This is a genomic window from Pseudomonas sp. RGM2987, from assembly GCF_022952855.1.
Lineage (GTDB): Bacteria > Pseudomonadota > Gammaproteobacteria > Pseudomonadales > Pseudomonadaceae > Aquipseudomonas.
The window spans coordinates 1-14,576 of sequence record NZ_JALJDX010000170.1 but is presented as its reverse complement, the minus strand read 5'-3'; the positions used below and the strand labels follow the sequence as shown (position 1 = coordinate 14,576).

Genomic DNA, 14,576 nt, shown 5'->3' with positions numbered 1-14,576 from the left:
ACGACTAGAGCCAATTGATAAATTGCGGATCTGCTGTCACGTTAGCACCGCTCTTTAAAAGGGCCAGTCGCTTTTATTTATTGTGAGTAATGTAAGTGACGCAATTACGACGTCAGAAAAGTCACTGATACGGGCGTCAATAGTTTTCACAAACTTAGCGGGGCGCACGCGGCAACTATTTTTTAAGTGTGCTGATGGAGGCTCAGACCGGAGAGCGGTCGGTCGTCATTTTAATAAATCCTGCAGCGTCGCCAGGGTGTCGGCTTCCTCGACGCGCTTGTCCTGGCGCCAGCGCAGCATCCGCGGGAAGCGCACGGCGATTCCGCTTTTGTGGCGCTTGGACAGGGCGATGCCCTCGAATCCCAGTTCGAACACCAGCGTGGGCGTGACGCTGCTCACCGGGCCGAATTTTTCCACGGTGGTCTTGCGCACGATGCTGTCGACCTGGCGCATTTCCTCATCGGTCAGGCCTGAATAGGCCTTGGCGAAGGGGACGAGGGTGCGTTCGCGGCTGCCCGGCGGGTTGTCCCACACCGCGAAGGTGTAGTCGCTGTACAGGCTGGCGCGTCGGCCGTGGCCGCGTTGGGCGTAGATCAGCACCGCGTCGACACTGAACGGGTCGATCTTCCATTTCCACCACACGCCCATGTCCTTGGTGCGCCCCACGCCGTACAGCGCATCACGGGCCTTGAGCATCATGCCTTCGACGCCGAGGCTGCGGGAGGCTTCGCGTTGCCGGGCGAGATCGAGCCAGTCCTGGCCGGTGACGATCGGCGACGGCAGCAGCACCGGGCTGTGGACACGAGCAATCAGCGCCTCCAATTGTTCGCGGCGCTCGGCCTGGGGCCGGCTGCGCCAGTCCTCACCCTGCCATTCCAGCAGGTCGTAGGCCATCACCACCACGGGGGCGTCCTCCAGGACTTTCTTGCTCAGGGTCTTGCGACCGATGCGCTGTTGCAGCAGGGCGAACGGCTGGACGGTCGGTTGCAGGGGCGGCGCCTCCGGATCGAAGGCGTCCCCGGTCGATGGCTGGGCACTTTTCCACACGACGATTTCACCGTCGATCACCGTGCCGTCGGGCAGTGCCTGGGCCAGGCCGTGCAGCTCGGGGAAGCGCTCGGTCACCAATTCCTCACCCCGGGACCAGACCCACAAATGCCCGTCACGCTTGATCACCTGGGAGCGGATGCCGTCCCACTTCCATTCCACTTGCCAGTCGCTGGCCGGTCCCAGCAGCGCGTCGAATTGCTCAACGGGTTGCGACAAGGCATGGGCCAGGAAAAACGGATAAGGCTGGCCGCCGCGCTGGGCATGTTCATCATCGGACTCGGGGGCAATCAGCTTGAGGTAGCTCGCCGCCGTCGGGCGGTGGGACAGGTCGGTGTAGCCCACCAGCCGCTGGGCCACCCGCTTGCTGTCCAGGCTGGCGAGCCCGGCCAGGGCACGGGTCACCAACAGTTTCGACACGCCGACGCGAAAGCTGCCGGTAATGAGCTTGATGCATAGCATCAGGCTCGACCGGTCCAACTGCGCCCATAACGTCGGTAACCGCTGCGCCAGGACCTCGGGCGACTCGCCACGCAAGGGCAACAGTTTTTCCTCGATCCACAGCGCCAGGCCTTCATCGGAACTGTGGGGCGATTCCGGCAGCACCAATGAGATGGTTTCCGCAAGATCGCCGACTGCTTGATAGCTCTCTTCGAATAACCAGGGGGATAACCCCGACACCTGTACGGCCAGCTCCCGCAGGATCTTCACCGGCACCAGTTGCCGTGGTCGGCCTCCCGAGAGGAAGTACACGGCCCACGCTGCGTCCTCGGGCGCAGCCTTGCGAAAGTAGTCCTGCATAGCGGCCAGCTTGGCATTGCTGGAAGTGGTGGCGTCGAGGTCGGCGTACAGCTGGGCAAAGGCTTTCATTGTGCTTGCTCGCCAGTGTCGGTGGCGCTGATGTCTTCTTCATCGTCGCCGTATTCAGTGCTGAAACCCTGGGCGTCGAGGCCTAGCTCGCACAGGTGACGCACCAGCACGCCCACCGAACCGTGGGTGACCATGACCCGCTCGGCGCCGGTCTGTTCGATGGCCCAGAGCAGGCCGGGCCAGTCAGCGTGGTCCGAGAGCACGAAGCCGCGGTCGACGCCGCGCCGCCGTCGGGTACCGCGAAGACGCATCCAGCCACTGGCGAAGGCGTCGCTGTAGTCGCCGAAACGGCGCATCCAGGTGCTGCCGCCGGCAGAGGGTGGGGCGATCACCAGAGATTGGCCGATGATCGGGTCGTTCTTTTTCAGCTCGCCGGCGTAGATCGTCGGCGGTAGATGAACCCCGGCCTCGCGATAGACCCGGTTCAACGGCTCCACGGCTCCATGGGCCAGGATCGGGCCGAGGCTTTCGTCGATGCCATGGAGGATTCGCTGGGCCTTGCCGAACGAATAGCAGAACAGCACGCTCGCCCGGCCAACGGCAATGTTCGCCCGCCACCACTGGTTGATCTCGTCGAAGATCTGCGCCTGGGGCTGCCAGCGATAGATCGGCAAGCCAAAGGTGGATTCGGTGATGAAGGTGTGGCACTTCACCGGTTCGAACGGGGTGCACGTGCCGTCAGGCTCGACTTTGTAGTCGCCGGACGCGACCCACACTTGTCCTTGATATTCCAGGCGCACCTGGGCCGAGCCGAGCACGTGGCCGGCGGGGTGAAAACTCAAGGTTACGCCGTGATGCAACAGGCGCTCGCCGTAGGGCAGGGTTTGCAGGTTGATGTCCTGGCCGAGCCGCGAACGCAGGATCCCTTCGCCGGGGGCCGCTGCCAGGTAGTGTTGATTGCCGCCACGGGCATGGTCGCCATGGGCGTGGGTGATGACCGAGCGCTCCACCGGGCGCCAGGGGTCGATGTAGAAATCCCCCGGCGGACAATACAGGCCTTCGGGGCGGGCAATGACAAGGTCCATGCAATCAACCGTGGCGATGGGCTTGTCAGGTAGAGGCGAGGGCGGGGGGAGAAGTTCTATTGGGTTTGCTGCGATGCCAGGAATGGCGGATTACCTGTGGCGAGGGGATTTATCCCCGCTGGACTGCGAAGCAGTCCCAAAACAGCAACTCGATTTTCCTGACACACTGAGTCGCTGATTCTAGGGCTGCTTCGCAGCCCAGCGGGGATAAATCCCCTCGCCACAAGGGGCAAGCTACTTTCCGGGCACCAAGGTCAACCGCGTCTTTCCATACGCCCGGTCAAAATTTTGCGCTTGCAGCGGCAGGTTCTGGTACTGGCCCTTGATCCACGGATCGATGCCATTGACGTAATTCGGGCTGGCCGGGTTGCCCGACTGGCCGGTGCCGTCCTGGACCATCAGCGGTTCAGGCTGGCCGAAGTCCACGATAAAGCGCATCGACGGCGCCTGGACCGTGTTGAAGTCCTGGCCCCAGGCAAATGCCGAAACATTGAGCGTGCTGGCGTCGCCGCCGGCTGCCAGCGGACCGCGCACGGTCTGGCCACTGCTGTTTTTCCAGGCGTAGCTGTGCAGTTTGCCCCACTGCCAGGCGTTGTGGTCGCCACCCAACTGGCTGTCGCCGGCGCTGATGGTCGCCGCCAGGCTACGGGCGAGGATGATGGCCTTGTCTTCTTTCTGCGGGGTGCGCACGTCATCCCAGAACGGGCTGTCCTCGCGCCCAAGCAGATGATCGGCCTGGGCCGAGTAGGACAATTGACCGTTGGCTACCAGCGCTTTCCATGCCGGGTTGCTTTCGGGGCCCAGTTCGTCGAGGAAAATCTGCTTCATGCTTTCTTGCAGGAACAGCTCATAAATCGCCGCGTCGGCCGAGGTCGGGCTGAGCCGGCCATCGAAGGCCATCAGGCGGCTGTAGGCCTCGCGGGCCTTGGCCCGGTCCGCCATCGGCAGCGCGTCGATTGCCTGCTTGAGCGGTTGGGCCATGCCCGGGGCCTCGAAGACTTTCTTGAGCTTGGCCGCAAGCGTGGTGGTCTGGTCATATTGCATGGCGGTCAGGCTGCGGCTGTCGTGCTTGCCGGCATTGGCCAGTTCGGCCAGGCGTTCGCCGCGCTCCGGTGCGGCCCAGGAATTGGACAGCTGCATGCCGTAGCCATGGGGGATAACCCGCTGGTTGGCGGTGCCGAGCCAGCCCTGGACCGGGTCCTGATCGTAGGGGTGGAGCATCGGGTCGGCGTAACCGTCCCAATCGTAGCGGCCGTCCCAGCCCGGCGATGGCAGCAGGCCTTCGCCTTCGCGGCGGTTCGGATAGCGGCCGGTGACCTGCCAGCCGATATGGCTGGCATCGGCAAAGATCAGGTTGGCGGCCAGGGCGCGGATTTCCCGACTGGCATCGGAAGCTTTCTCGGCGCTCTGGGCCCGGGACAGGTCGAAGAACGCGTCCAGGGTCTTGTCGTCGGTAAAGTTCGGCGTCTGCAAGGCCAGGCCGAAACCGTTGGCCATGGCCGGGCCTTGGGCGCTGTTGAGGAGCGGGCCGTGGCGGGTCTCGAACACCGCTTCACGAATCGGTCGTTGGCCTTTGATGAAGTAGGTTTCGTTGCGCACCGTTGCCGGCTGCCATTTGCCGTTGACCTCGTAGGCCAGGCCATTGCCCTGGCGTCGGATTTTTTCCAGGAACAGGTCCTGGTTGTCCCCCAGCACGCTGGTCATGCTCCAGGCGACTTTGCCGTTGAAACCGGCCAGGATCATCGGAATGCCCGCCACCGAAACCCCGGCGGCCTGATACTTGGGCGCACGGATCTGCACCGGGCTCCACAGCGACGGCGCAGCCAGCGGCCCGTGGCTATCGCTGGCCAGAAGGCTCTTGCCGCTACGGCTGCGTTGCGGGGCGATGGCCCAGTTACTCGATGACGCGACGTTCAACAGGTTCAGCTCGGCCAATTGACCGGTGGCCTTGCTGACTTCGGCGAGGCCCGGCACCTGGCCGTTGAGCCGGATGCCCTGGAGTTTGTCGGCTTCGGCCAAGGGCAGTTGCTCATCCGGATAGGACGGGCTCAGCCAGGCGAGCTTGTCGTTGCTGACGCTCTGGGCCAGCACCAGGCTGGCGATTTCTTCCGGCAGGTTGGCCGACTGGCTGAAATTCAACAGGCAGAACATCAGCGCCGAGTCTTCGGGCTTCCAGTATTCAGGTTTGTATCCGCTGGCGGCCAGATCCGACGGCAGTTTGTCGCGGTAGCGGAACAGGTAGGCGTTGACGCCACGGGCGTAGACCTCGAAGAAGCGTTTGAGCCGTGGCGAAGAGGCCTTGTACAGCTCATCGGCGTTCTTCTTCAGGTTGACGGTGCGCATGTAGCGGTCGACGTCCAGCCGCTCGGCGCCGGACATTTCCGCCAGCCGCCCCTGGGCCAGCAGGCGCAGGGTCACCATCTGGGTGATGCGGTCGCTGGCATGGACATAGCCGAGGGTGAACAGGGCGTCATGGAAGCTGTTGCTTTCGATCAGCGGCATGCCCATGGCATTGCGCCGGACCGAGACGTTCTGCGCCAGCCCCTTGAGTGGTTGCACGCCTGAGGCGGGCGGCACCGTGTCCTGGGCATTCCAGGTCTGGCAACCGCTCAAACCGAGCACGCTGGCTACTGTGGCGGCAACGCCGAGCCGGGGGATGAGGGAAATAGAGGCTGGCGAGGCCATGGCAAAGCTCCTGCGGGAGGGGTGGCAGCAATAAAGGCGCTACGTTAGTGAGCAGGCGAAGGCCGCGCAAGCGGGGGCGGTGGTTATTTGTGGTTTTGCCGATGAAACCCCGAAGCTGGCGTTCTCGCCCCGTTACCCGTGGCGAGGGAGCTTGCTCCCGCTCGGCTGCGCAGCAGACGCAATCAGCTTTGACGGCTGACAAGCGAGGGCGGCTTCGCCCGAGACGTCGGACCGCCCCAGCGGGAGCAAGCTCCCTCGCCACAGGATCTGAGTGAACTCAGTGATTGAAGGCTTGCCTGTAGGAATCTGTGATGCTCAAGTGAGGGGAATCAAAGGGCCGAGCAAGGAAAAACCGGCATGCAGCTACACAAAGACGCGGCGCTGATCCTCATCGATCAACAAAAAGGCATCCTCCACCCCAGGCTCGGCCCGCGCAACAATCCCGAGGCGGAGCTGCGCATGCTGGATTTGTTGGCGTTCTGGCGGCATTCGGCGCGGCCGGTCATTCATGTCCATCATCTATCGCGCTCGCCGGATTCGGTGTTCTGGCCGGGGCAGTCGGGGGTTGAGGTTCAACCGCGATTCGAGCCGATGGCCGGGGAATGCCTGGTACAAAAGCAGGTGCCGGATGCCTTCAGCGGGACGCGCCTGGAAGAACACCTGCGCAGCGCCGGGATCAGGCAGTTGGTGATCGTAGGCGTGGCGACGAACAACTCGGTGGAGTCCACGGCACGCACGGCGGGCAACCTGGGGTTCGACACCTGGGTCGCTGAAGAGGCCTGCTTTACCTTCGACAAGGCCGATTATTTCGGCAACCCGCGTTCGGCCAGTGAGGTGCATGCCATGTCCTTGGGCAACCTGCATGGCGAGTATGCGACGGTGGCCAGTGTGCAACGGATTCTTGAGGCGCGGTGATTGCCTGTGGGCCTGGTCGGCAACCGGTGGATCGATGTTGCCTGACCCACCGCTATCGCGAGCAAGCCCGCTCCCACAGTAGATCGAGGATGGACGCAGGATCAGTGAACACCGCCCATCCCCTGTGGGAGCGGGCTTGCTCGCGAAGGGGCCGTGTCAGGTTAACCAATGCTGACTGACCCACCGCTATCGCGAGCAAGCCCGCTCCCACAGTAGATCGAGGATGGACGCGGTATCAGTGAACACTGCCCATCCCCTGTGGGAGCGGGCTTGCTCGCGAAGGGGCCGTGTCAGGTTAATCAATGCTGACTGACCCACCGCTATCGCGAGCAAGCTCGCTCCCACAGTAGATCGAGGATGGACGCGGGATCAGTGAACACCTTCACCCCCCTTGTGGGAGCGAGCCTGCTCGCGATGACGGATCAACAGGCGAAGAAGTTCTTCGCCCCAGCCATCAAGCCCCGTGACACTTCTTGAATTTCTTGCCATTGCCGCATGGGCAAGGGTCGTTGCGACCGACATCCTTCAGGGCATTGCGTACCGGTTCCTGGTGGGCATGGCCGCAGTTCGGGCCATGGACGTGTCCGTGGTCATGGTCGTGATGATGGTCATGATCGTGATTGCAATCAGGGCCGTGAACGTGGGGTTGCTGGGTCATCGGGGTTACTCCGCAATTAAATCGGCGGCGATTATCACGCCATTGCGCTCCAGGTGCACGTAGTGGGCGATGAATAAACCGGTTTCCAGCTCGCCTTCCAGTCGATAGGGGATTTGCTCCCGGGGTTTTTGCAGCAGTTTCACCACCTCGCGCACCTGCGGCCACAGGTTGGTGCGGATCGGCACCTTGAAGTACGCACTGTGCCGGGGGCTTACGGTGAACCAGTGCTCATGCTCGCCTTCGGTCAGCAGCAGGTCCCCCAGATGGATGCGGTAGCTCAGGCCGCGCACCGTCAGGTCGCTGTCGTTGGGGTTGTCGACGCGAAAATGCAGCATGAACTTCTGTTCCAGCAGCCGGGCCCGCACCACTTCGACCTTGACCAGGTGCACTTGCGGCTCCGGGGCGTCCTCACCCTGCCAGGACGCGCAGCCGCCAAACCCGGCGAACAACAGCAGGCAAGCAATGCGTAGCAGCAGTGATGAAAGGGCCATATCCACGCCTCGTGGTTTACCCCAGTCTAGCCCGCAGGTGAAAGGAGGGGGCGTCGGACATTTCCCAAATCAACGAGCGAAGTAGCCCGCGCAGCACTTCTTGAATTTGTGACCGCTGCCGCACGGGCAACTGTCGTTGCGTCCGGTCTTGACCGGCACGGTCGGGTCGATGAAGTACCAGTGCCCGTCGTTCTGCACGAACGAGGACTGTTCGCGGTGGCTGTGTTCCCCCTGACCGTCGTGCCAGCGTGCGGTGAAGGTGACGAAGGCGTGCTCCGGTTGCCCGCCGAACACTTCGCTGCTTTCCACCTCCAGCCCGAGCCACGTACTGTTCGCGCTCCATTCACTTATGGACTGGCGGTCCAGGCCGTCCTGCTGCGCGGGCAGTGTGGTGCGCACGAGGTAATCCACCTGCCCCAGCACATAGGCGCTGTAGCGCGAGCGCATCAAGGCTTCGGCGCAGGGCGCCGGATGGCCGTCGTGGTAATGACCGCAGCAGGCCTCCAGTGAATTGCCACTGCCGCACGGGCAAATGGTTGTGTGCATTGTGTTCACGGCTACCACCAATATTTTCCAAAGTTTTCCGGATTGGCCCAGAAGCGTGAGTTGAGCCAGTCGGGGACCTGCTTGTATTCAAGCAGATCATAGGTGAACAGGGTCAGCACCTGCTCGTCGCGCTGGAACCGCTCACTGGCTTGCAGGGCCAGGGAAAAAAAGTCCGTTTCTTGCCAGCCGCAGGCGGTGAGGTCGGCCAGCACCGCGATACGACTGGCGTTGAGATTACGGATGCCCCCCAACAGGTTCAGACCGTCGCGCTTGGGCAAATGCTCCAGGCAATCGAGCGCCAGGGCCAGGTCAAAACGTCGCGCCGCCACGTGCGCCGGCAGTGGACCGGGACCGGCATGGACCACGTCGGTGTCGGGATGCGCCTGCCGGAACGCTTCGAGCGCGGGAAAACCGCTGGCGCCGATCAACAGCAGGGTTTGCGGAGCATAGCGGTCTAGCACGGCCGCCAGGGCTTGCTGGGGCGTGCGCGCGGAAATGGCAACGGTCATCGAAGTTCCTCATTCAGAACCGCCACGATAGCCTGCCCGGACGTCATGGCCTAGAGCGGTGTGTGCTTAAGCGAGTCGAACGGTCGCAAACAGGGGTGAACATCGCAAATGCCCAAGGCTGGCGCAGATCCGAACTCGGGTCTTTACTCCCTTGAATCGGCGCCAAGCCGATCCCTCAAGGAGAACACCCGATGAGCATAGTTCGCACAGCGTTACCCCTGGTTCTGCTAACCAGTGTGTTGACTGGTTGCGCAGGTTTGCAAAAAACCGACTGGCCGATCTGTGCGGCCACCGGCGGCGTCGTGGGCGCGGGATTGGGCGCCATCGAAAGCAGTTCCTGGATCGGCCCTGGCGCGCTGGTGGCCGGCACCGTGGCGGGCGCCTGGTGCTGGGCCCATGGCGACGGCGACGAAGACGGCGATGGTGTACCGGACAGCCGCGACAAGTGCCCGGGCACGCCGAAGGGCGTGCAGGTCGATGCCGACGGTTGCCCGCCGCCAGCCCCGGCGCCAGTGGTTGAAGAGCCGGTGGTGGTCAAGGAAGAAACCATTGTCATCCGGGATGTGCACTTTGAATTCAACAAGGCCACGCTGACCCCGGCCGACAAACAGGCGTTGAGCACCGTTGCGACCCGACTCAAGCAAGAATCCTCCACCGCACAACTGCGGGTGAGCGGGCATACCGACAGCGTTGGCAGCGATGCCTATAACAAACGATTGTCGGAAAAACGAGCCAACTCGGTGGTGCAGTACCTGGTTGAACAGGGTGTGCCTCGGTCCAGTTTCGTCTCGGTGACCGGTTTCGGTGAGAGCCAGCCGGTGGCGGACAACAAGACTGCCGACGGCCGTGCCCTGAACCGCCGTACCGAGATCAAGATAAATCGCTGAACCCCTTGCCGTGTGCGGCTTGTAGAGTTGCACATGCGGGTCTTTACTCCTGTGTGACCGGTATGGGCCGGTGACACAGGAGCCTTCACCATGAACGTTCTCATCAGAGCCGCCTTACCGGTGCTGCTGGCCAGCAGTCTGTTGTCCGGTTGCGCCACTCACAGCGACGGCAGCGCACCTCTCAATCAACGCACCTGGCCGATCTGCAGCTTGATCGGCGGTCTTGTCGGCGGTGGCCTGGGGGCCATCGAAAGCGGTGGCTGGGCTGCTGGCGGCGCCGCGCTGGGCGTACTGAGTGGCGGTTTGATCTGCTATGCCCAGGATGGCGATGAAGACGGCGACGGCGTGTTCGACCGCCGCGACCGGTGCCCTGACACGCCAGCCAATACCCCCGTCGAGCATCATGGCTGCCCACTGCCTCAGTACCCGGCCAGTGCTCCGCCGGTCGAGCCACAGGCACCGGTGAGCGAGGTCATCACCCTCAACGACGCTGGCAAGGTGTTGTTCGATTTCGACAAATCCGATCTCACCGCAGAAGCTCGAAGCCAGCTCGACGGGCTGATGGGCAAGCTGAGCCATGCCAATGTTGTCAGCATCCGCGTAGTCGGTCATACCGACAGTGTCGGGACTGATGCCTATAACCAGCGGTTGTCCGAACGTCGCGCCAGCAGCGTCGTGGAATACTTGCTGACCCAGGGATTGGCGCCAGACAAGCTCACCAGCGAGGGCAAGGGCGAAAGCGAGCCGGTGGCTGATAACACCACTGACGAAGGGCGGGCGCAGAACCGTCGGGTTGAACTGCACCTGCAACGCTGAGCCCCGACCCAGAGCCGCCGGATTGCCAGGCAAGCGACCCGGAGGCTCTGGCCAGGCGCTAAATTAAATTTGCCCGGCCCTCTGGCGTATGCCGCGCGTGAGCCGTTACTGTGCCCCAAAGAATAATGTTTACCGGGGGACGTATGAAGGTGTTATGGGGGCTGGGGCGCTTGCTGACCCTGCTGTTCTGGCTGGTGGTGCTGGTCAACCTGATCATGCCGTTCGTCCATCCGCTGCATCTGTTGGTCAATCTGGCGGGGGCGTTGCTGCTAGCGGTTCATTTGCTGGAGTTGTTGCTGTTCAGAGCCAGTTTGCGCGGCCAACCCTCCCCCGGCCGTGATCGCCTGCGCGTGCTGCTGTTCGGCATCTTCCACCTGCAAACCCTCCCGACCGCGCCAGAGGCTTCCCATGCGTAAATTGTGTCTGCTCGCTGCATTCGTGTGCCCATTGGCCTGCGCCCAGGTAGTCCAGGTCGAAAGCCACTCGCTGCTGCGCCTGCCCAATACCACCAGCACCCTGACCCTGGAGCGGCTGGATGTGGCCGACTATGGCACGCTGCTGGTGCCGTCCAACGTCACCCAATTGTCCATCGAACAACTGCACCTGGGGCGCGAAGCTCGGATCGCCATCGTGCCGGCGCAACAGGCATTGGAGATGCAGGTTGCCCAGGCCGAGCTGGCCGATGGCAGCCAGATCACGGCCCGAGGCGCACCCGGTACTTATACGAAGGCGGCAAAGCCTGGACGCGACCTGAACCTGCGCTTCGCTGCCTTGAATGCACCGTTGTTGTCGGTGGATGCCCGTGGCGGCGCCGGTGCGCCGGGTTACGTCGGCCTTGATGGCGCCAACGGCCAGGCACCGGGTTGCACCTGGGGTTCGGCCGGACGCGGCGCCGATGGCAGCAACGGCAGCGATGGCCAGTCGGGCGCGGCTGGCGCACTGGTACGCCTGGAATTGCCCCGCGCCTACCCCGCCGAGCAGATCAAAGTGACGGTGGACGGTGGCGCCGGTGGTGCCGCCGGGCAGGGCGGCAAACCCGGTCACGGCGGCAAGGCCAAGGGCTGCCTGGTCTACACCGCCGACGGTGGCAAGAGCGGTCGCCCCGGTGCGGCTGGCCAGCCAGGGCCTGCGGGTGCGGCGGGATCGGTGACGGTGCAGCGGTTTTAAGCGTATGACGAACTGAATGTGGGAGCGGGCTTGCTCGCGAAGGCGTCGATACAGTCAGCATTTCTATTGACTGACCCACCGCTTTCGCGAAAGCGGTGGGTCAGTCAATAGAAATGCTGACTGTATCGACGCCTTCGCGAGCAAGCCCGCTCCCACAGGGTTTTGTGTCCAGGCAGGGATCGCTTCAGAACATCGGCCGCGCCGCGCCGATCGCCACCACCAGCAAGCCGATCAGCAGGTTAATGCCCACCAACTGGCGAATTTTCCCCAGCACTGCTGCACCCGCCGGCCAATCCTGCCCGTCCACGGCGCTGCGCAATGACGGCAATTGCAGGCCCTGGATGCGGATGAACAGGGCGGCCATCACCACATACAGGCCCATCATGATCTGCACGTAACGCGGAGCGGTCTCGAAACCGGCGAAGCGCAGGTGGATCAGGCCTGTGCCGCTGATCGGCAAAAGTATCACCGCAACCCAGACCCAGACGAAAAAACGCTGAAACACTTCTAGCCACAGCTTGAGCCTGGCAGGGCCCTCAAGTGCCGTGATTGCGGCGGGGCGCAGGATCATCCAGGCGAAGAACATGCCGCCGACCCAGACCAGGGCCGCCAGCAAATGCAGGGTGTAGACAAGGGCGAAAAGTGTCATTGGGTTACTCCGTTCTGCGCAGGATCGATTCGCGGGGTATGATAGCCGCCGATCCGAACCACTGAAAATTTATCCAGCGTTTTTTAGCGCCCGACCATTCATGATCAGCACCGAACTCAAAACCACGATCCAGGGCGCCTATTCGCGTTTTCTCGAAGCCAAGAGCCTCAAGCCGCGATACGGCCAGCGCCTGATGATCGCCGAAGTGGCGAAGGTCCTGGGTGACATCGACACCGACGACGAAGGCCGGCGCAGCGGCGAGCCCGCTGTCGTGGCGGTGGAGGCCGGCACCGGTACCGGCAAGACCGTGGCCTACAGCCTGGCGGCGATTCCCACCGCGAAGGCCGCCGGCAAACGCCTGGTGATCGCCACGGCAACGATCGCCCTGCAGGAACAGATCGTCTTCAAGGATCTGCCCGACCTGATGCGCAACAGCGGGTTGAATTTCACCTTCGCGCTGGCCAAGGGGCGCGGGCGCTACATGTGCCTGTCCAAGCTCGACATGTTGCTCCAGGAAGGTCATGCGCAGACTGCCACGGCCCAGTTGTTCGAAGAAGAAGGCTTCAAGATCGAAGTCGATGAGGCCAGCCAGAAGCTGTTCACCAGCATGATCGAGAAACTGGCCGGCAATAAGTGGGACGGCGATCGCGACAGTTGGTCCACGGCCCTGGAAGACGCCGACTGGTCGCGCTTGACCACTGATCACAGCCAGTGCACCAACCGCCATTGCCCGAACTTCGGCCAATGCGCGTTCTACAAGGCCCGCGAAGGCATGGGCAAGGTCGACGTCATCGTGACCAACCATGACATGGTCCTGGCGGACCTGGCCCTGGGCGGCGGCGCGGTATTGCCTGACCCGCGAGACACGATCTACGTGTTCGACGAAGGTCATCACCTGCCGGACAAGGCCATCGGGCATTTCGCCCATTACACCAGGCTGCGTTCCACCGCCGACTGGCTGGAAACCACTGCCAAGAACCTCACCAAGCTGTTGGCCCAGCACCCGCTGCCGGGCGACCTGGGCAAGTTCATCGAGCAGGTGCCCGAGCTGGCACGGGAAATCAAGACGAATCAGCAGTTCATGTTCACCGCCTGCGAGCAAGTCGCCGATTTCAAGCCCGGCGAAGACGTCGAAGGCCGCGAGCGACCACGCCACCGGTTTGTCGGCGGGGTGATTCCCGAGCACATGCGCGAAATGGGCATCGAACTCAAGAAGGGTTTTGCGCGCCTGACCGACCTGTTCACGCGCCTGACCGATCTGCTCAAGGAAGGCATGGACGGCGAGGTCAATATCGGCATCGCCAGTAACCAGGCCGAGGAGTGGTACCCGCTGTTCGGCAGCCTGCTGTCGCGCTCCCAGGGCAACTGGGAGTTGTGGACCGCTTTCACCACCGAAGACCCGGAAGACAACCCGCCGATGGCGCGCTGGCTGACTCTGGCCGAAAGCGGCTCGCTGTTCGACATCGAGGTCAATGCCAGCCCGATCCTGGCGGCCGAGATGCTGCGGCGCAATTTGTGGAACGTGGCCTACGGCGCGTTGGTGACCTCCGCCACGCTGACAGCCCTGGGCACCTTCGACCGTTTCCGCATGCGCGCCGGCCTGCCGAAAAAAGCCGTGACCGCAGTGGTCCCAAGCCCGTTTCACCACGCCGACGCCGGCGTGCTGCGGGTACCGGACCTCAAGGCCGACCCACGGGACGCCGCCGGCCATACCGCCGCGATCATTCGCGACCTGCCGGAGCTGGTGGAGGGCTCGCGCGGCACCCTGGTGCTGTTTTCCTCGCGCAAACAGATGCAGGACGTGTTCGATGGCCTCGACCGCGACTGGCGCAAGCAGGTGTTCATCCAGGGCAACCTGTCGAAGCAGGAAACCCTGAACAAGCACAAGGCACGGGTCGACGGTGGCGATTCCAGTGTGCTGTTCGGCCTGGCGAGCTTTGCCGAAGGCGTGGACTTGCCGGGCGCCTATTGCGAACACGTGGTGATCGCCAAGATCCCGTTTTCGGTTCCCGACGATCCGGTGGAAGCCGCCCTGGCCGAGTGGATCGAAGCCCGCGGAGGCAACCCGTTCATGGAAATCTCCGTGCCGGACGCCTCGTTGAAACTGGTCCAGGCCTGCGGTCGGTTGCTGCGTACCGAGGAAGACCGCGGCACCATCACCCTGCTCGACCGCAGGCTGGTGACCCAGCGCTATGGCAAGGCGATCCTCAATGCGCTGCCGCCGTTTCGGCGGGAGATTTCCTAGCGTTCGCCTAGTGGCCCAAGAGCTTGTTGTGGCGAGGGAGCTTGCTCCCGCTGGGCTGCGAAGCAG

At 63.1% G+C, this 14,576-nt stretch carries 14 protein-coding genes; 6 read left to right on the top strand and 8 right to left on the bottom strand.

Going from position 1 to position 14,576, the window contains the following annotated elements:
- Positions 1-225 precede the first annotated feature (225 nt).
- The 3 genes from RGM2987_RS08935 to RGM2987_RS08925 form a co-directional block, all read right to left on the bottom strand.
- On the bottom strand, positions 226-1,917 hold the full coding sequence (locus RGM2987_RS08935) for an ATP-dependent DNA ligase (protein WP_245139900.1): 1,692 nt from the start codon (positions 1,915-1,917) through the stop codon (positions 226-228).
- A complete protein-coding gene (locus RGM2987_RS08930; protein ID WP_245139897.1) occupies positions 1,914-2,942 on the bottom strand; it encodes a ligase-associated DNA damage response exonuclease in 1,029 nt (342 codons plus the stop codon). Before RGM2987_RS08930 ends, RGM2987_RS08935 begins: the two co-directional genes overlap by 4 nt.
- Before the next feature lie 234 nt (positions 2,943-3,176).
- On the bottom strand, positions 3,177-5,627 hold the full coding sequence (locus RGM2987_RS08925) for a penicillin acylase family protein (protein WP_245139894.1): 2,451 nt from the start codon (positions 5,625-5,627) through the stop codon (positions 3,177-3,179).
- A gap of 357 nt (positions 5,628-5,984) precedes the next feature.
- Between RGM2987_RS08925 and RGM2987_RS08920 the strand changes: the two genes are divergently transcribed.
- Positions 5,985-6,542, top strand: coding sequence for a cysteine hydrolase family protein (locus tag RGM2987_RS08920; RefSeq protein ID WP_245139892.1), 558 nt, complete (start codon positions 5,985-5,987; stop codon positions 6,540-6,542).
- A 454-nt stretch (positions 6,543-6,996) separates the two neighbouring features.
- Here RGM2987_RS08920 and RGM2987_RS08915 read toward each other — a convergent pair whose 3' ends face one another.
- The 4 genes from RGM2987_RS08915 to RGM2987_RS08900 all read right to left on the bottom strand — a co-directional run bounded on the left by RGM2987_RS08915 (position 6,997) and on the right by RGM2987_RS08900 (position 8,746).
- Positions 6,997-7,200 (bottom strand): SEC-C metal-binding domain-containing protein, encoded by a 204-nt coding sequence (locus RGM2987_RS08915; protein WP_003198420.1) that lies wholly within the window; start codon positions 7,198-7,200, stop codon positions 6,997-6,999.
- A 5-nt stretch (positions 7,201-7,205) separates the two neighbouring features.
- Positions 7,206-7,691, bottom strand: a complete 486-nt coding sequence (locus RGM2987_RS08910) for an LEA type 2 family protein (protein WP_245139889.1) — start codon at positions 7,689-7,691, stop codon at positions 7,206-7,208.
- A 69-nt stretch (positions 7,692-7,760) separates the two neighbouring features.
- Positions 7,761-8,237 carry a YchJ family protein gene (locus RGM2987_RS08905; RefSeq protein WP_245139887.1) on the bottom strand — a complete coding sequence of 159 codons (477 nt, stop codon included), beginning with the start codon at positions 8,235-8,237 and terminating at the stop codon, positions 7,761-7,763.
- 11 nt (positions 8,238-8,248) lie between these two features.
- On the bottom strand, positions 8,249-8,746 hold the full coding sequence (locus RGM2987_RS08900; protein WP_245139884.1) for a DUF6231 family protein: 498 nt from the start codon (positions 8,744-8,746) through the stop codon (positions 8,249-8,251).
- A 191-nt stretch (positions 8,747-8,937) separates the two neighbouring features.
- On the opposite strand from RGM2987_RS08900, the gene RGM2987_RS08895 reads away from it, so the two are divergent.
- The 4 genes from RGM2987_RS08895 to RGM2987_RS08880 all read left to right on the top strand — a co-directional run bounded on the left by RGM2987_RS08895 (position 8,938) and on the right by RGM2987_RS08880 (position 11,616).
- A complete protein-coding gene (locus RGM2987_RS08895; RefSeq protein WP_245139881.1) occupies positions 8,938-9,633 on the top strand; it encodes an OmpA family protein in 696 nt (231 codons plus the stop codon).
- Positions 9,634-9,723: 90 nt separating this feature from the next.
- Positions 9,724-10,449, top strand: a complete 726-nt coding sequence (locus RGM2987_RS08890) for an OmpA family protein (protein WP_245139879.1) — start codon at positions 9,724-9,726, stop codon at positions 10,447-10,449.
- A gap of 143 nt (positions 10,450-10,592) precedes the next feature.
- Positions 10,593-10,865, top strand: a complete 273-nt coding sequence (locus RGM2987_RS08885) for a DUF1145 domain-containing protein (RefSeq protein WP_245139877.1) — start codon at positions 10,593-10,595, stop codon at positions 10,863-10,865.
- The gene (locus RGM2987_RS08880; RefSeq protein WP_245139875.1) at positions 10,858-11,616 is read left to right on the top strand and encodes a collagen-like protein; all 759 of its coding nucleotides are present in this window, start codon (positions 10,858-10,860) and stop codon (positions 11,614-11,616) included. The genes RGM2987_RS08885 and RGM2987_RS08880 overlap by 8 nt, the downstream gene beginning before the upstream one ends.
- Positions 11,617-11,800: 184 nt before the next feature.
- Here RGM2987_RS08880 and RGM2987_RS08875 read toward each other — a convergent pair whose 3' ends face one another.
- On the bottom strand, positions 11,801-12,265 hold the full coding sequence (locus RGM2987_RS08875) for a CopD family protein (protein ID WP_245139873.1): 465 nt from the start codon (positions 12,263-12,265) through the stop codon (positions 11,801-11,803).
- A gap of 100 nt (positions 12,266-12,365) precedes the next feature.
- Between RGM2987_RS08875 and dinG the strand changes: the two genes are divergently transcribed.
- Positions 12,366-14,510 carry an ATP-dependent DNA helicase DinG gene (gene dinG, locus RGM2987_RS08870; protein ID WP_245139871.1) on the top strand — a complete coding sequence of 715 codons (2,145 nt, stop codon included), beginning with the start codon at positions 12,366-12,368 and terminating at the stop codon, positions 14,508-14,510.
- The last annotated feature ends 66 nt before the right edge of the window (positions 14,511-14,576 follow it).

What these genes read in the sequence shown, in the direction of transcription:
- RGM2987_RS08905 (WP_245139887.1), bottom strand. Translation starts at nt 8,237, where the DNA reads ATGCACACAACCATTTGCCCGTGCGGCAGTGGCAATTCACTGGAGGCC.
- RGM2987_RS08885 (WP_245139877.1), top strand. Translation starts at nt 10,593, where the DNA reads ATGAAGGTGTTATGGGGGCTGGGGCGCTTGCTGACCCTGCTGTTCTGG.
- RGM2987_RS08890 (WP_245139879.1), top strand. Translation starts at nt 9,724, where the DNA reads ATGAACGTTCTCATCAGAGCCGCCTTACCGGTGCTGCTGGCCAGCAGT.
- RGM2987_RS08900 (WP_245139884.1), bottom strand. Translation starts at nt 8,746, where the DNA reads ATGACCGTTGCCATTTCCGCGCGCACGCCCCAGCAAGCCCTGGCGGCC.
- RGM2987_RS08875 (WP_245139873.1), bottom strand. Translation starts at nt 12,265, where the DNA reads ATGACACTTTTCGCCCTTGTCTACACCCTGCATTTGCTGGCGGCCCTG.
- RGM2987_RS08910 (WP_245139889.1), bottom strand. Translation starts at nt 7,691, where the DNA reads ATGGCCCTTTCATCACTGCTGCTACGCATTGCTTGCCTGCTGTTGTTC.
- RGM2987_RS08930 (WP_245139897.1), bottom strand. Translation starts at nt 2,942, where the DNA reads ATGGACCTTGTCATTGCCCGCCCCGAAGGCCTGTATTGTCCGCCGGGG.
- RGM2987_RS08915 (WP_003198420.1), bottom strand. Translation starts at nt 7,200, where the DNA reads ATGACCCAGCAACCCCACGTTCACGGCCCTGATTGCAATCACGATCAT.
- RGM2987_RS08925 (WP_245139894.1), bottom strand. Translation starts at nt 5,627, where the DNA reads ATGGCCTCGCCAGCCTCTATTTCCCTCATCCCCCGGCTCGGCGTTGCC.
- RGM2987_RS08895 (WP_245139881.1), top strand. Translation starts at nt 8,938, where the DNA reads ATGAGCATAGTTCGCACAGCGTTACCCCTGGTTCTGCTAACCAGTGTG.
- RGM2987_RS08935 (WP_245139900.1), bottom strand. Translation starts at nt 1,917, where the DNA reads ATGAAAGCCTTTGCCCAGCTGTACGCCGACCTCGACGCCACCACTTCC.
- RGM2987_RS08880 (WP_245139875.1), top strand. Translation starts at nt 10,858, where the DNA reads ATGCGTAAATTGTGTCTGCTCGCTGCATTCGTGTGCCCATTGGCCTGC.
- dinG (WP_245139871.1), top strand. Translation starts at nt 12,366, where the DNA reads ATGATCAGCACCGAACTCAAAACCACGATCCAGGGCGCCTATTCGCGT.
- RGM2987_RS08920 (WP_245139892.1), top strand. Translation starts at nt 5,985, where the DNA reads ATGCAGCTACACAAAGACGCGGCGCTGATCCTCATCGATCAACAAAAA.